The 15,263-nt window shown below is 71.9% G+C and carries 11 protein-coding genes and 1 riboswitch; of the genes, 5 read left to right on the top strand and 6 right to left on the bottom strand.

What is annotated here, in order from left to right:
- Nucleotides 1-6 precede the first annotated feature (6 nt).
- Complete coding sequence (locus AC3A46_RS00055; protein ID WP_487663487.1) at nt 7-2,019, top strand: ABC transporter ATP-binding protein; 2,013 nt, start codon at nt 7-9, stop codon at nt 2,017-2,019.
- A 22-nt stretch (nt 2,020-2,041) separates the two neighbouring features.
- Here the strand turns inward: AC3A46_RS00055 and AC3A46_RS00050 are convergent, their stop codons facing one another.
- The 6 genes from AC3A46_RS00050 to AC3A46_RS00025 form a co-directional block, all read right to left on the bottom strand.
- Nucleotides 2,042-2,995, bottom strand: a complete 954-nt coding sequence (locus AC3A46_RS00050) for a glycosyltransferase family 2 protein (RefSeq protein ID WP_487663221.1) — start codon at nt 2,993-2,995, stop codon at nt 2,042-2,044.
- A gap of 169 nt (nt 2,996-3,164) precedes the next feature.
- Entirely contained in the window at nt 3,165-4,319 is a 1,155-nt protein-coding gene (locus tag AC3A46_RS00045) for a cysteine desulfurase family protein (RefSeq protein ID WP_487663486.1), read from the bottom strand.
- 25 nt (nt 4,320-4,344) lie between these two features.
- Nucleotides 4,345-5,202, bottom strand: a complete 858-nt coding sequence (gene nadC, locus AC3A46_RS00040) for a carboxylating nicotinate-nucleotide diphosphorylase (RefSeq protein WP_487663220.1) — start codon at nt 5,200-5,202, stop codon at nt 4,345-4,347.
- Complete coding sequence (gene nadB / locus AC3A46_RS00035; RefSeq protein ID WP_487663219.1) at nt 5,196-6,908, bottom strand: L-aspartate oxidase; 1,713 nt, start codon at nt 6,906-6,908, stop codon at nt 5,196-5,198. Before nadB ends, nadC begins: the two co-directional genes overlap by 7 nt.
- Entirely contained in the window at nt 6,905-8,257 is a 1,353-nt protein-coding gene (gene nadA / locus AC3A46_RS00030; protein ID WP_487663218.1) for a quinolinate synthase NadA, read from the bottom strand. The genes nadB and nadA overlap by 4 nt, the downstream gene beginning before the upstream one ends.
- Before the next feature lie 22 nt (nt 8,258-8,279).
- A complete protein-coding gene (locus tag AC3A46_RS00025; RefSeq protein WP_487663217.1) occupies nt 8,280-8,996 on the bottom strand; it encodes an NUDIX hydrolase in 717 nt (238 codons plus the stop codon).
- Nucleotides 8,997-9,203: 207 nt separating this feature from the next.
- Here AC3A46_RS00025 and AC3A46_RS00020 point away from each other — a divergent pair, with 207 nt between their 5' ends.
- The 4 genes from AC3A46_RS00020 (at nt 9,204) to gcvP (ending at nt 15,137) form a co-directional block, all read left to right on the top strand.
- The gene (locus tag AC3A46_RS00020; RefSeq protein ID WP_487663216.1) at nt 9,204-10,376 is read left to right on the top strand and encodes a MarP family serine protease; all 1,173 of its coding nucleotides are present in this window, start codon (nt 9,204-9,206) and stop codon (nt 10,374-10,376) included.
- Between the two features lie 43 nt (nt 10,377-10,419).
- Nucleotides 10,420-10,516, top strand: a riboswitch (glycine riboswitch).
- Nucleotides 10,517-10,750: 234 nt separating this feature from the next.
- Nucleotides 10,751-11,869 (top strand): glycine cleavage system aminomethyltransferase GcvT, encoded by a 1,119-nt coding sequence (gene gcvT, locus AC3A46_RS00015; protein ID WP_487663215.1) that lies wholly within the window; start codon nt 10,751-10,753, stop codon nt 11,867-11,869.
- A complete protein-coding gene (gene gcvH, locus AC3A46_RS00010; protein WP_487663214.1) occupies nt 11,866-12,249 on the top strand; it encodes a glycine cleavage system protein GcvH in 384 nt (127 codons plus the stop codon). The genes gcvT and gcvH overlap by 4 nt, the downstream gene beginning before the upstream one ends.
- Nucleotides 12,246-15,137 carry an aminomethyl-transferring glycine dehydrogenase gene (gene gcvP, locus AC3A46_RS00005; protein WP_487663213.1) on the top strand — a complete coding sequence of 964 codons (2,892 nt, stop codon included), beginning with the start codon at nt 12,246-12,248 and terminating at the stop codon, nt 15,135-15,137. Before gcvH ends, gcvP begins: the two co-directional genes overlap by 4 nt.
- Nucleotides 15,138-15,263: the final 126 nt, after the last annotated feature.

Below are 15,263 nucleotides of genomic sequence, written 5' to 3'. Positions count from 1 at the left end.
GTGAGCATGCGCGGCGGTGGGGGCGGGGGAGGACACCCCGGCTTCCGCCCGGTCGACACCGAGGCCCAGCGGCGCGCGAACGCCGAGGCGCCCCAGATCCCGAACCTCGGACGGCGGGTGGTCGCCCTCTTCCGTCCGTACAAATGGTCGATCGCCATCACCGGGGGGCTCGTCGTCGCGGGCGCCGGCATCGCGGTGATCCCCCCGCTTCTCGTGCAGCGGGTGTTCGATGACGCGCTGTTCCCGGTCGACGGCTCGCCGCCCGACCTCGCCCTGTTGTGGAAGCTCGTGCTCGCGATGATCGCGCTGTTCCTGCTGTCCGCAGCGGTCGGCGTCGTGCAGACGTGGCTGACCTCCACCGTCGGCAACCGCGTCACCGGCGACCTCCGGGTGACGCTGTTCGACCACCTGCAGTCGATGGAGCTCGGCTTCTTCACGCGCACCAAGACCGGCGTCATCCAATCGCGCCTCCAGAACGACGTGGGCGGCGTCTCGGGGGTGCTCACGAACACCGTGACGAGCATTCTCGGCAACACCGTCACGGTCGTCGCCTCCCTCGTCGCGATGATCCTCATCGACTGGCGGCTCACGATCATCGCCGTCGTGCTCATGCCGTTCCTCATCCTGGTGCAGCGCCGCGTCGGCCAGGTGCGGGCGCGCATCGCGGGCGAGACGCAGGAGTCGCTGTCGGAGCTGACCGCCATCACGCAGGAGACGCTGAGCGTCTCGGGCATCCTGCTCTCGAAGTCGTTCAACCGCCAGCGCACCGAGTCGACGCGCTACGCCGACGAGAACGTCAACCAGGTGCGGCTGCAGGTGCGGCGCGCGATGAGCGGCCAGGGCTTCTTCGCCGTCGTCCAGGTCATCATGGCGAGCGTCCCCGCGATCATCTACCTGGTGTCGGGCTATCTCATCGGCGGGGGGACCGACGCGATCACGGCGGGCACCATCGTCGCGTTCACCACGGTGCAGGCGCGACTGCTCATGCCCCTCATGGGACTCATGCGCGTCTCGCTCGACCTGCAGACCTCGTCCGCGCTGTTCGCCCGCATCTTCGAGTACCTCGATCTCGTGCCGGCCATCCGCGACGCCCCCGACGCCGTCGACGTCGCCGACGCGCCCGGCCCCCTCGGGCGCATCGAGTTCCGCGAGGTGGAGTTCCGCTATCCGGATGCGGCGCCCGACACCCGCGCGACGCTGCAGGGTGTGTCGTTCACTGCCGAGCCCGGTCAGCACGTCGCGTTCGTCGGGCCCTCCGGCGCGGGCAAGACGACCGTGCTGTACCTGACGCCGCGGCTGTACGAGGCATCCGGAGGCTCCGTCCTCTTCGCCGGTGAGGACGTGCGGCGCCTCACGCAGGAGTCGATCATCGACAACGTGGGCATCGTCTCGCAGGAGACCTACCTGTTCCACGCCACGATCCGCGAGAACCTGCGGTATGCGAAGCCGGACGCGACGGATGCCGAGGTCGAGGCGGCGTGCCGAGCCGCGAACATCCATCATGTGATCGAGCGTTTCGAGAAGGGCTACGACACGGTCGTCGGCGAGCGCGGCTACCGACTCTCGGGCGGGGAGAAGCAGCGGATCGCCATCGCGCGGGTGCTCCTGAAGGACCCGCCTGTGCTGCTCCTCGACGAGGCGACGTCCGCCCTTGACACCGTGTCGGAGCGCGTCGTACAGGAGGCTCTGGATGCGGCGGCGCGGGGCCGCACGACCCTGTCGATCGCGCACCGCCTGTCCACGGTGATCGCGGCCGACGTGATCCACGTCGTCGAGGCCGGGCGCATCGTCGAGTCCGGGACGCACGCCTCGCTGCTCGCGGAGGGCGGGCTGTATGCCGAGCTCGCTGCTCAGCAGCTCGCGACGACACTGATCCTCGAGGCGGAGCACGCCGAGGCGCCCGCCGACCACCCCGAGCGGCGCGCCGACAGTCCGCCCGACGCGCCCGTCGTCACCACGGAAGAGGTGATGGCTGCCGGTCGCGGCAGCGTCGGGGACCCGGAGTGGCGCGAGGACTGAGCTCCCGCACGGGGTGGCGTCGTCACCAGAGCTGCGCGCAGGCCAGCGCCGTCGCGGCCGGCTCCGAGAGCGCGACACCGTCCGCGCGCGACCCCAGCGTCCGTGCGAACGCGCCGAGCTCCCGCCGGTAGGCGTCGTCGACGTGATCTCGGGCGAGGTCGACGAGGGGCGGCAGGTCCATCGCGAGGATGAGCCGGACACGGGATGCCGCGGCCCGCGGCTGGCCCGCAGCATCCAGCACCGCGATGCCTCCGGCGAGCGCCTCGAGGTAGTCCCGCAGCACCGGGAGCTCGCCCTTGTGCTGGGTGATGGAGGAGCCGTCGGCCCGCTCGCGCCACTCGACGACGACGTCGGGGATGACGTCGAACGCGCGGGCGCGCGTGTACATCTGCTGCGCGACGATCTGGTCCTCGTAGGCCTTGCCCTCGGGGAACCGCAGACCGGTGCGCCGCCACAGATCGGTGCGGCTCACCTTCGACCACGCGACGATGTTGCCGGATGCCTCGGGGTGCTGGTCGAGGGTGAGCCCGACGCGTGCGGGAGCCGTCGCAGCCGCGACCCAGGGCTGCACGCTGCCGGCCTCGTACCCCCCGGCACTGTCGGGGCGCAGGCGCACATAGGCGCCGAGTGCGAAGTCGCTCCCGCTGCCGGCGACCGTGCCGACGAGCCGCTCGAGCGCGGTCGGCGTGAGGCGGTCATCGGCGTCGAGGAACCCCAGGAACGGGGTGCGGACGAGGTCGAGCGCGGAGTTGCGCGCGGCGCCGAGCCCGCTCTGCGCGCGGTGGTGGACGACCTGGAAGCGGTCGTCGGCCGCGGCGGCGGCATCGAACAGCGCCCCCGTCCCATCGCTCGATGCGTCGTCGACGAGGATCGCGACCCAGTCGTCGCGTGTCTGCGCACGGAGGGAGTCGAGCGCCTCGGCAGCATAGAGAGCCACGTCGTAGCCCGGGACGATGACGGTCACGGCGGGGGTCACGTCCCGATCCTATGGGCGCTCAGGCGGGCCGGGCTCCGCCGGGCGCGGGTATGACACCTGCTGCAGAATCGGATCCGAAGGAACGGATCGCCGCGCCGACACACCGAGAGCGGCGCTGCGGTTCACGGCGTGTCGTGTCCGCGTCCGCAGGTGCGGATCCGATTCTGTGTCAGCGCGGCGAACCGCTGACGGCGGCGACGGATGCCTCGACCGCGTCGGCGACGGCATCCAGTGGCGCGTTCAGCCAGCGCGGGAACGTGAAGCGCACCGCGGTCTGCGCGACGTCCGGGGCGATGCCCATCGCCACGAGCACGTGGGAGGGCTCGTCGCTGCCCGCCGCGCACGCCGAGCCGCTCGACGACACGACTCCGCGGCGCTCGAGCTCGAGCAGCACGGCCTCGCCGCTCGTCCCGGCGAAGGTGAAGCTCGCCGTGCCCGCCAGCCGGTGCACCGGGTCGCCCGTGAGACGGGCCGACGGGATCCGCTCGAGCACGCGGGCGATGAAGCGGTCGCGGATGGCCGACACGCGCGCGGACGCCTCGACGCGTTCGGCTTCGGCGAGCCCCAGCGCGGTCGCGAAGCCCACGGCGCCGGCGACGTCCTCGGTGCCGCTGCGACGGCCGCGCTCCTGACCGCCGCCGTGCATGAGGGGCTCCAGCGGGATCCTCCCGCGGACGCCCAGCGCGCCCGTGCCCTTCGGCGCGCCGAGCTTGTGCCCGGCCAGCGAGATCGCGTCGTACCCGAGCTCGTCGGCCGACAGCGTGAGCCATCCCGCCGCCTGGACGGCGTCCAGGTGCAGCGGGACGCGCCGCTCACGGGCGACGGCGGCCAGGCCCGCGGCATCCTGCACGGTCCCGACCTCGTTGTTCGCGTACCCGACGCTCACCAGCACCGTGTCGTCGCGGAGGCTCTCTGCGAGAGCCTCCGTCGATACGCGCGCGTGGTCGTCGACGGGCACGCGCGTCGCCGTGACGCCGTGGATGCGCTCGAGATAGTCGACCGATTCGAGGACCGACTCGTGTTCGATCGGCGTGGTGACGACGTGCGAGCGGCGGTCGTCGCGGCGCTGGGCCGCGGCGATCGTGATGCCCTTGATCGCGAGGTTGTTCGCCTCCGTGCCGCCGGACGCGAAGACCACGTCGCCGGCACGGAGGCCGAGTACGCTCGCCACGCGCGCCCGGGCGTCTGCCAGGGCGCCGGCCGCCGCCTCGCCCACGGTGTGGTGGCTTGACGCGTTGCCGTACCAGCGGGTCAGGTACGGCATCATCGCCTCGAGCACCTCGGGGCGCACCGGCGTGGTCGCGGCGTTGTCGAGGTACAGCATGCTCATCGGATGCTCCGGGGCGGGATCACGCGGCGTCGATGCGCACGTCGAGCCCGAGATCGAGGGCGCGCGCGGAGTGGGTGAGCGCGCCGACCGAGATGACGTCGACGCCGGTCTCGGCGATCTCGCGCACGGTCTCGAGCGACACCCCGCCGGACGCCTCGACCGTCGCCCTGCCCGCGACCTGGGCGACGCCCGTGCGGAGGTCATCGAGGGAGAAGTTGTCGAGCATGATCGTGCCGATGCCGGCGGCGAGCACGGGCTCGATCTGCTCGAGCCGGTCGACCTCGACCTCGATGTGGGTCGTGTGGGGGAGGAGGTCTTTCGCAGCGAGCAGGGCGGCTGTCGGCGAGACACCCTTCTGCGCGAGAACGGCGAGGTGGTTGTCCTTCGCCATGACCGCGTCCGACAGCGAGTGGCGGTGGTTGCGTCCCCCGCCGTCGCGCACCGCCTTGCGCTCGAACGCGCGGAGCCCCGGCGTCGTCTTGCGCGTGTCGGCGATCCGAGTGCCGGTGTGCGCGACCTCGGCCACATAGGTCCCGGTGAGGGTCGCGATGCCCGACATCCGCTGCACGAAGTTGAGGCCGATCCGCTCGGCCGTGAGCACCCCGCGCGCCGGACCGGTGACGACCGCCAGCACGGCGCCTGGTTCGAACCACTCGCCGTCCTCGACGACGAGCTCGACGTCGATCGCCGGGTCGGTGAGCCGGAATGCCGCTTCGAACACCTCGCCACCCGAGAACACGCCGCGTTCGCGCGCGACGAGATCGGCGCGGGCGACCGCGTTCTCGGGGATCAGCGCGTCGCTGGTGAGGTCGCCCCACGGCGCGTCCTCTTCGAGGGCGGCGGCGACGGCGCGGTCGATCACGGCACGGGTCAGCATGCGACGGGCTCCTTCGAGAGGTGCGTGGCGGGGGAGTGCGTCTCGGCCTTCGTGCCGCGAACCGCGGCGAGGGGTGCGGGAGCCTCGGCCGGCGTCCCGTCGGAGCGGAAGTGCGCGCCGACCGACTCCCGGCGCCCGAGGGCGGCCGTGACGAGCTGCTCGGCGACGAGCAGCAGGTTCTCGTCCTCGAAGTCGTGCTCGGTGACCGGGGTGCGCTGCTCGGCACGCCAGACCGAGATGACGGATGCCGCGTGCCCGAGGCCTCCTTCATCCCGCACGAGCCCGGCATCGTCCCAGAGCAGCTCCTGCAGCGCCGTCCGCGAGAACGCCGGCGCGTCGACGCGCCCGTCCCCGTGTTCCGCAGTCACGAACTGCGAGTCGGTGGCCTCCGCCACTGCATTTCGTGACTGCGGAGCGGGACGGGGCCGCGGCTCCGCAGACGGAGGGAGAGCGCCGGCCGACCAGGAACCGGATGCCGCGTCCTCGGCGATGACGTCACCCGCTCGTGCGCCGAACACGGCGCCCTCCAGCAGCGAGTTCGACGCCAAGCGGTTGGCGCCGTGGACGCCGGTGCGTGCGACCTCGCCCACGGCGTAGAGGCCGGGCAGGGTGGTGCGGCCGAACAGATCGGTGCGGACACCGCCCATCAGGTAGTGGGCGGCCGGCGTCACCGGGATCGGCTCGCGCGCCCAGTCGAGACCCCGTTCGCGCACCGCGCGATCGATCGTCGGGAAGCGGCGCGCGAGGAACGCCGCGCGCTCGTCGGCGTCCTCGGAGTGGATGTGCGTCGCGTCCAGGAACACGGGGCGGCCGCCCTGCATCTCCATCTGCCGTGCGATCGCGCGCGCGACCACGTCGCGGGGCGCGAGTTCGCCATCGGGATGGGCGTCGAACGCGAAGCGGCGGCCGTGCTCGTCGACCAGGGTCGCGCCCTCGCCGCGCACGGCCTCCGACACCAGGAACGAGTCGCCCACCGCCAATACCGTCGGGTGGAACTGGAAGAACTCGAGGTCGGCAACTGCGGCACCGGCCCGGATCGCTGCGGCGATCCCGTCTCCGGTGGCCACCTCGGGGTTGGTGGAGTGCGCGTACAGCTCGCCGGCGCCGCCCGTGGCGAGCACGACCGCGTCGGCCTCGATGATCTCGCGGCGGCCGGAGGCAGCATCCGTCTCTCCGACGATGAGCTCCACGCCGCTGACGCGACCGTCCGTCACGACGAGGTCGACGAGGAACGCGTGCTCGACCACCGCGACGTCGCTGGCGCGCAGCCGTGCGACGAGCGCCTTCTCGATGGCCGTGCCGGTGGCGTCGCCGCCGGCGTGGAGGATGCGCGGGTAGGAGTGCGCGGCCTCGAGCCCCTTCACGAAACCGCCCGCGTCGTCGCGGTCGAATGCGACTCCGAGCGCGATGAGCTCACGGATCCGCGCGGGGCCCTCGTCGACGAGCACGCGCACCGCGGCCGGATCGCTGAGACCGGCGCCCGCGACCAGCGTGTCGCGCACGTGGTCGTCGGCGCGGTCGTCGGCGAACATCACACCCGCGATCCCGCCCTGCGCGAAGCGGGTGTTGGCGTGCTCGAGCACATCCTTCGTCACGAGAGTGACGCGGCAGCCCTGCTCGACGGCGTGCAGCGCGGTGAGCAGCCCGGCGATGCCCGAGCCGACGACGATGGCGCCCGGCCCGCCTTCGGTCTCGTGCACCGTCATGAGGCGTTCTCCCACGCGGCCGCGGGTGCTGCCGGGGGCTTGGCCGCCAGCATCCGCTCCAGCGCCACCCGTGCGGGGTCCGCGACGGAAGCCGGCACGGTGATGCGGTTGCGCACCTCGCCCGCGACGAGTCCTTCGAGTACCCACGCGAGGTAGCCGGGGTGGATGCGGTACATCGTCGAGCAGGGGCACACGACCGGGTCGAGACAGAAGATCGTGTGCTGCGGGTGGTCGGCGGCCAGGCGCTGCACGAGGTTGACCTCGGTGCCGATCGCGAACGTCGTCGGCTCGGTCGCGGCCTCGATCGCCTTGCGGATGTAATCCGTCGAGCCGGCCTCGTCGGCGGCGTCGACGACCTCCATCGGGCACTCCGGGTGCACGATGACCCGCACCCCGGGGTGCTCGGCGCGGGCCTGGGCGATCTGGTCGACCGAGAAGCGACGGTGCACCGAGCAGAAGCCGTGCCACAGGATGACGCGGGCGTCGGCGAGCTGGTCGGTGGATGCTCCGCCCAAGGGCTTGCGCGGATTCCACATCGGCATCTGCTCGAGCGGCACGCCCATCGCCTTGGCGGTGTTGCGGCCGAGGTGCTGGTCGGGGAAGAACAGCACGCGGCGTCCGCGCTGGAACGCCCACTCCAGCACCGTCCGTGCGTTCGAGGACGTGCACACGATGCCGCCGTGGCGACCGACGAAGCCCTTGATCGCTGCCGAGGAGTTCATGTACGTCACAGGGATGACGGGCACCAGGCCATCGGCATCCGTCGCGTCCATGTCGCCGTAGACCTCGGCGAGCTGCTCCCAGCAGTCCTCGACCTGATCGATGTCGGCCATGTCGGCCATCGAGCAGCCGGCGGCGAGGTTCGGGAGGATCACGGCCTGCTCGGGGCGGGACAGCAGATCGGCGGTCTCGGCCATGAAGTGGACGCCGCAGAACACGATGGCCTCGGCGTCGGGGTGCTCCAGCGCCGCGTTCGCGAGCTGGAACGAGTCGCCCACGTAGTCGGCGTGGACCACGACCTCTTCGCGCTGGTAGAAGTGCCCGAGCACGACGACGCGATCGCCGAGAGTCGCCTTCGCGGCGCGGATGCGCTCGTCGAGCTCGGCCTCGGACGCCTCGCGGTACTCGCGGGGCAGCTCGCCCTGACGCGGCGACCCGGTGGGGATGACGTCGCCCATCGACGAGCCGGGGCCGTAGCCGGGACGCGCGTCGAAGTCCCACGGCCCGGCGGCGAGATCGGTGTTGCAGGTCTCACCGACGACGGCGCCCGCGACGATCGCCTGGATGGCGTGGTCGACCGAGGCATCCAGTTCGGGGTGGGGCTGGAGGGTGATGTTCACGGCAGGCATGTCGGGTGCTCCGTTCGGGGGATCAGTGGCGGGCGTCGAGCGGGCCGCGGTCGGCGAGCTCGACGTCCTGGTTGTAGCGGTAGAGCCGCGCGGGGCGGTGGCTTCCGGTGCGGAAGCTGTCGGTGGGGATGAGGGTGCCGGAGTTCTCGACCTGACGGCGGAAGTTCGCCGGATCGAGGCGCCGGCCCAGGATCGCCTCATAGACCTCGCGCAGGTCGGCGAGCGTGAACTCGTCGGCGAGCAGGCCATGGGCGATGCGGCTGTAGCCCACCTTGTTCCGCAGGCGCCACAGCGCGTAGTCGACGATCTCGTTGTGGTCGAAGGCGAGCGGGGGGAGCTCGGTCGCGTCGAACCACTGGACGTTCTCGACGGTGTCGGTGATCTCGTCGGCGCGCAGGAGGGCCCAGTACACGATCGAGACGACGCGTGTCGGGGAGCGATCCACCGCGCCGAACGCGTACAGCTGCTCCAGGTAGCTGGGTGCGAGGCCGGTCGTCTCCGCGAGCGTGCGGGATGCCGCGGCATCCAGTCCCTCCGTGACGTCGAGCCATCCTCCGGGGAGTGCCCACTGGCCCTCGTGAGGATCGCGCGTGCGCCGCACCAGCGGGAGCACCACCTGCACGGCGTCGCTGCCGGGGAGGCGGCGCAGCGTGAAGATCACGGTCGACACCGCGACCCGGGTCGCGTCGGACTCGGTCGCGGCGCCCGGTGAGTGGAGGTTAGGTGCTGTTCTGGTCATAGTGACTCTAACTGTCGGATCCGATCATAGTGTCAGTCTGACCAGAAGCCAAACCACTGCCGTCATCGAAGAGGGAAGTCGCCGCGGAGGGCCGCTGACCCGCCCGTGCGCGCGGGCCCTCCCGACACGCCCGGGCGCGCGGTCGGGGTCCTCTCTCAGCCTCGATGCGTAGCCTGACGAGACGGGTTCCGTCGGGAAGGGGTGAGGATGATCGTCGTCGACGTGATCGTCGTCCTCCTTCTCATCGCCGCCTGCGTCGCCGGGGTCCAGCGCGGCTTCTTCGCCAGCATCGGCACCCTGGCGGGCCTCGCCGCGGGCGCCTTCGCGGCCTTCTGGCTGACCCCGCAGGTGAGCGCCTGGGTGCCGTCGCCGGTGTGGCGCGGCCCGGCCGTGCTCCTCACCGCTCTCGGGCTGGTCTTCGCCGGCGCGGCGATCGGTGCGGCGATCGGCGCGGCGCTGCGCTCCGGCGCCGACCGGCTGAAGCTGCGGGGGATCGAGCGCTTCCTCGGCGGCATCGCGTCGGTCGTCGCGGCGATCCTCGCGCTGGCGCTCGTCGCCCCCGCGATCGCGGTCGCCGGCATCCCCGTCATCTCGTCGGCTGTGGCATCGTCGGCCATCCTGCGCGGCATCGAAGCCGCCACCCCCGACCCCGTCGCCGCCGCCCTCGCACAGCTGCGCGGCGCCGTGCTCGACGACGGCCTGCCGGGGCTCGGGCTGCTGCTCGGACCGGGGACTGCGGAGCTCGCGCCCCCGGTCGCCCTGGACGATCCCGAGCTGCAGCGGGCCGCAGCATCCGTCGCCCGCGTGTCGGGCAATGCGTACGCATGCGGCCGCGGATCGTCGGGCACCGGCTTCGTCGTCGCCGAGGACCGCGTCGTCACCAACGCCCACGTCGTCGCGGGCGTCGACACGCCCATCGTCGAGCTGCCGGGAGTGCCCGCACGGGAGGGGCGCATCGTGTACTTCGACCCGATCGACGACCTCGCGGTGATCGCCGTGGACGACTTGGACGCCACCGCCCTGCCGTTCTCGCCCACGCTCGCGGCGGGCGCCGCCGCGGTCGTGCAGGGCTACCCGTACGGCGGCCCGTTCACGATGGTGTCGGCGAGCGTGCAGACGGTGGGGGTCGCCAACGTGCCGGACGTCTACGACGGCTCGTGGAACCCGCGCGAGATCTACTCGCTGCAGGCCGTCGTGCGCCCGGGAAACTCGGGCGGCCCGTTGCTGACGGGCGACGGCGAGGTCGCGGGGGTCGTGTTCGCGCGCGCCGAGAACGACGAGAACCTCGGCTACGCGATGACGATGGCCGAGCTCACCCCGGTCGCAGCGCAGGCACCCTCGCTTTCGAACACCGTGTCGACCGGATCCTGCGTCGGCTGAGCGCACCGACCGGTATGCTTGCTCCGCAAGTCAATAACGGCCCATCACCCGGGCGGGAGAGCCTCGGCAGCGCGATCGCCGAGCACCGAAGGAGCAAGCCTCCCCGCCAATCTCTCAGGTACGCGTACCGTTCGGGCAGGCCGACTCTGGAAAGTGATTCCAGCGAAGCGAGAATCAGGTTGAGTAAGGCGCCCCGGCACCGCATCGAAACCACTCTCGTGAGATGAGCGCTCCGCGTCTCCATCTCGTCGTGAAGAATCCGCCGACGGTGAAAACCCGCTCCCTCGCAGGACGGGCGAAACTCTCAGGCCCATGACAGAGGGGGAGTTCACAGGCGTCGATCGACGCCTGCCCGTCCGCGACCGGGAGAACTCATGACAGAACTCCGCACGACTGCCCTGCACGACCGCCACGAGGCGCTCGGCGCCTCCTTCACGGACTTCGGCGGCTGGCTCATGCCGGTCCGCTACAGCTCCGACCTCGCCGAGCACCACGCGGTGCGCACCGCCGCAGGCCTCTTCGACATCTCGCACATGGCCGAGTTCGCCGTCGAGGGCGCCGAGGCCGCGGCATTCCTCGACTACGCGCTGGCGGGCGCGATCTCGCCGATGCGCGTGGGCAAGGCGAAGTACTCGCTGGTGCTCGCCGAGTCGGGTGGCATCGTCGACGACGTCATCGTGTACCGCATCGCCGATCACCGCTTCCTCGTGATCGCGAACGCCGGGAACCGGGATTCCGTCGCCGCGGCGTTCCGCGAGCGGGTCGGCGACTTCGAGGTCGAGCTGGAGGACCACACCGACGGCATGTCGCTGATCGCGGTGCAGGGACCCGGCGCCCGCGCCGTGGTCGAGGCGACTGCCGGGATCGTGGACGTCGCGCCGGCCTTCGCCGACCTCGGCTACTACGCGTGGTCGTCGGGCTCGTTCGACGGCGCGCCGCTGTTCGTCGCGCGAACGGGCTACACCGGCGAGGACGGCTTCGAGCTGCTGGTCCCCAACCCCGTCGCGCCGGCGCTGTGGGATGCGCTGCTGGCCGCCGGCGAGCCGCTCGGCCTCGTTCCCGCGGGTCTCGCGGCCCGCGACACGCTGCGCCTGGAGGCGGGCATGCCGCTGTACGGCCACGAGCTGTCGCTCGACATCGTCCCCGCGCAGGCGGGTCTCGGCCGCGTCGTGGCCGTCGACAAGGACGACTTCGTCGGCAAGGCGGGCCTCGCGGCCGTCGTCGTGCCCGACGCTCCCGTGCTCGTCGGACTCGTCTGCGACGGCCGACGCGCCGGCCGAGCCGGCTACGCCGTGTTCGACACGACCGAGGCTGAGACGCCGGTCGGAGAGATCACGAGCGGCGCGCTCAGCCCGACCCTGGGGCATCCCATCGCCATGGCGTTCGTCTCGCCCGCCGCGAGCGCTCCCGGCACCGAGCTCTTCATCGACGTGCGGGGTACCCGCATCCCCGCGACCGTGACCGAACTGCCCTTCTACCGGAGGAACAAATGACCGATCTCACCGCCCTCAAGTACACCGCCGAGCACGAGTGGGTCGCCCTCGACGGCGACGTCGCGACCGTCGGCATCACCTCGTACGCCGCCGACAAGCTCGGCGACGTGGTGTTCGTCGAGCTGCCCGCCGTGGGCAGCGCGGTGACCGCGGCCACCGTCGTCGGCGAGATCGAGTCCACGAAGTCGGTCGGCGAGCTCTACGCGCCGCTGACCGGCGAGGTCGTCGAGGTGAACGACGCCGTCGTCGACGACCCGTCGCTCGTGAACGCCGACCCGTTCGGCGCCGGATGGCTCGTCAAGATCACCGTCGACCCCGCGTCTGTGGCGGACCTCCTCGACCGCGACGCGTACATCTCGCTCACGGGCGGCGCCGAATGACGGGTCTGTTCGCCGATCGTCACATCGGGACGGATGCTGCGGCCCAGCGCACGATGCTCGACGCCCTGGGCTACGACAGCGTCGACGCGCTCGTCGAGGCGGCGGTTCCGGCATCCATCCACGCGAAGCCGCGCGCGACGAGCGACATCCCGCCTGCGGCGACCGAGGCCGAGGCGCTCGCTGAACTGCGCGTGCTGGCATCGCAGAACCGCACCGCGCGGCCGATGATCGGGCTCGGCTACTACGACACCCTCACGCCGTCGGTGATCGCCCGCAACGTGCTCGAGAACCCGTCGTGGTACACCGCGTACACGCCGTACCAGCCGGAGATCTCGCAGGGGCGCCTGGAGGCGCTCATCAACTTCCAGACGATGGTGACCGACCTCACCGGGCTCGCGACGGCCAACGCCTCGATGCTCGACGAGTCGACCGCCGTCGTCGAGGGCATGCTCGTGGCGCGGCGCGCCTCGAAGGCGGCGTCGAACGTGTTCGTGGTCGACGCCGACGCCCTGCCGCAGACGAAGGCGCTGCTCGCGCACCGCGCGGCCGCGGTCGGCGTCGAGCTCGTCGAGCGCGACCTCGGCCGCGGGGCGACGCTTCCCGACGAGCTGTTCGGGGTGCTCGTGCAGTACCCGGGCGCGTCGGGGAAGGTCTGGGATCCCTCCGGGGTCGTCGATGCCGCGCACGTCGCGGGCGCGCTCGTCGTCGCGGCCGCAGATCTGCTGGCGCTCACGCTGCTGCGCTCGCCCGGCTCGTTCGGCGCGGACGTCGCCGTGGGCACGACGCAGCGTTTCGGCGTGCCGCTCGGCTTCGGCGGTCCGCACGCCGGCTACATGGCCGTGCGTCAGGGACTCGAGCGGCAGCTGCCGGGCCGCCTCGTCGGCGTCTCGCAGGACGCCGCGGGTCACCCCGCCTACCGCCTCGCGCTCCAGACGCGCGAGCAGCACATCCGCCGCGAGAAGGCCACGTCCAACATCTGCACGTCGCAGGTGCTGCTCGCGGTCATGGCGTCGATGTATGCGGTCTACCACGGGCCGGACGGGCTCCGCGCGATCGCCACCGACGTCGCGAAGAAGGCCGAGGCGCTCGCCGCCCGGCTGCGGTCGTACGGCCTGTCGCTGCGCTCGGACGCGTTCTTCGACACCATTCGGGTCGCGACGCCGGGCGCGTCTCGCCGCGTGATCGAGCGCGCGCGAGAGCGCGGCTACCAGCTGTTCTGGGTCGATGACGCGACAGTCGGCGTCTCCGTCGACGAGACGACCACGGCCGACGACCTCGCGGCCGTGGCGTGGGCCTTCGGACTGCCCGAGAACGAGTTCCTCGGCGCGGGCGAGCAGGGCGAGCGGGTGCTTTCTTTCACGGATGCTGCGCCCCTGGCGGGCGTGCCGACCGGACTGCATCGCGTCGAGGAGTTCCTCACGCACCCGGTGTTCAACTCGCACCGGTCCGAGACGGCGATGATGCGCTACCTCAAGCAGCTCTCCGACCGCGACTATGCGCTCGACCGCGGGATGATCCCGCTGGGCTCGTGCACCATGAAGCTCAACGCGGCGACGGAGATGGCCGCCGTGTCGTGGCCGGAGTTCTCGCGCGTGCACCCGTTCGCGCCCGAGGACGACGTGCACGGCTACCTCGCGATGATCGAGCAGCTCGAGGTGTGGCTCGCCGAGGTCACCGGGTACGACGCGGTGTCGCTGCAGCCGAACGCCGGCTCGCAGGGCGAGCTCGCCGGGCTCATGGCCATCCGCGGCTACCACCGCGCGAACGGCGACCTCGCCCGCACGGTGTGCCTCATCCCGTCGTCGGCGCACGGCACGAACGCGGCGTCCGCCGTGCTCGCGGGCATGCGCGTCGTCGTCGTCGCGTGCGATGAGGCCGGCAACGTCGACCTCGACGACCTGCGCGCGAAGATCGTGGCGCACGCCGACGATCTCGCGGCGCTGATGATCACGTACCCGTCGACGCACGGCGTCTACGAGCACGACGTGCTCGACATCACGCAGGCCGTGCACGACGCCGGCGGCCAGGTGTACGTCGACGGCGCGAACCTCAACGCGCTCCTCGGCTACGCGCGCTTCGGCGACCTGGGCGGCGACGTCTCGCACCTCAACCTGCACAAGACGTTCGCCATCCCGCACGGCGGCGGCGGTCCCGGCGTCGGGCCCGTCGCGGCGAAGGCGCACCTCGCGCCCTACCTCCCGTCGCATCCGCTGTCGCAGCGCAAGGACCACGCCGGCGGCGTCTTCGACGGGGGACCGATCTCGGCCGCACCGCACGGCTCGGCCGGCATCCTGCCGATCTCGTGGGCGTACGTCCGCATGATGGGCGCCGAAGGTCTGCGCAGCGCCACCGCGGCTGCCGTGCTCGCCGCGAACTACATCGCGGTGCGGCTGCGCGACCACTACCCGGTGCTGTACACCGGCGAGGACGGGCTCGTGGCGCACGAGTGCATCCTCGACCTGCGTCCGCTGCGCGAGGCGACCGGGGTGACCGTGGACGACGTCGCCAAGCGCCTGATCGACTACGGCTTCCACGCGCCGACGATGTCGTTCCCGGTGGCGGGCACCCTGATGGTCGAACCCACGGAATCCGAGGACCTCGCCGAGATCGAGCGCTTCATCGAGGCGATGATCGCGATCAAGGCCGAGGCCGACCGCGTCGGGGCGGGGGAGTGGCCCGCCGCCGACAACCCCCTCGCGAACGCCCCGCACACCGCCGAGTCGGTGGTCTCGGGGTCGTGGGACCACCCGTATTCGCGGGAGACCGCCGTGTACCCGGTCCACACGCTGGTCCGTACCAAGTACTGGCCGCCGGTCCGCCGCATCGACCAGGCCTACGGCGACCGCAACCTGGTGTGCGCCTGCCCGCCCATCGAGGCCTTCGCCTGACGATCCCCGAGCGGCGGGATGCCGGTGCCCCCGGCATCCCGTCGCTCCGTCTTACGCGCCGCCCGCCCCGGCTCTGACGCCCGCCCCCCGAACCGCCCCCGTCCCCGCCCGAGCCGCCCCGCCCCG

The organism is Microbacterium sp. Soil_C_42, from assembly GCF_057656735.1.
The sequence above is the reverse complement of the archived record's forward strand: the minus strand, read 5'-3'. Positions and strand labels throughout refer to the sequence as shown.

Coding starts and splice junctions, on each gene's coding strand:
- AC3A46_RS00020 (WP_487663216.1), top strand. CDS start 9,204: ATGATCGTCGTCGACGTGATCGTCGTCCTCCTTCTCATCGCCGCCTGC.
- nadA (WP_487663218.1), bottom strand. CDS start 8,257: ATGCCTGCCGTGAACATCACCCTCCAGCCCCACCCCGAACTGGATGCC.
- nadB (WP_487663219.1), bottom strand. CDS start 6,908: ATGACGGTGCACGAGACCGAAGGCGGGCCGGGCGCCATCGTCGTCGGC.
- gcvT (WP_487663215.1), top strand. CDS start 10,751: ATGACAGAACTCCGCACGACTGCCCTGCACGACCGCCACGAGGCGCTC.
- nadC (WP_487663220.1), bottom strand. CDS start 5,202: ATGCTGACCCGTGCCGTGATCGACCGCGCCGTCGCCGCCGCCCTCGAA.
- AC3A46_RS00055 (WP_487663487.1), top strand. CDS start 7: ATGCGCGGCGGTGGGGGCGGGGGAGGACACCCCGGCTTCCGCCCGGTC.
- AC3A46_RS00045 (WP_487663486.1), bottom strand. CDS start 4,319: ATGCTGTACCTCGACAACGCCGCGACCACGCCGGTGCGCCCCGAGGTG.
- gcvP (WP_487663213.1), top strand. CDS start 12,246: ATGACGGGTCTGTTCGCCGATCGTCACATCGGGACGGATGCTGCGGCC.
- gcvH (WP_487663214.1), top strand. CDS start 11,866: ATGACCGATCTCACCGCCCTCAAGTACACCGCCGAGCACGAGTGGGTC.
- AC3A46_RS00025 (WP_487663217.1), bottom strand. CDS start 8,996: ATGACCAGAACAGCACCTAACCTCCACTCACCGGGCGCCGCGACCGAG.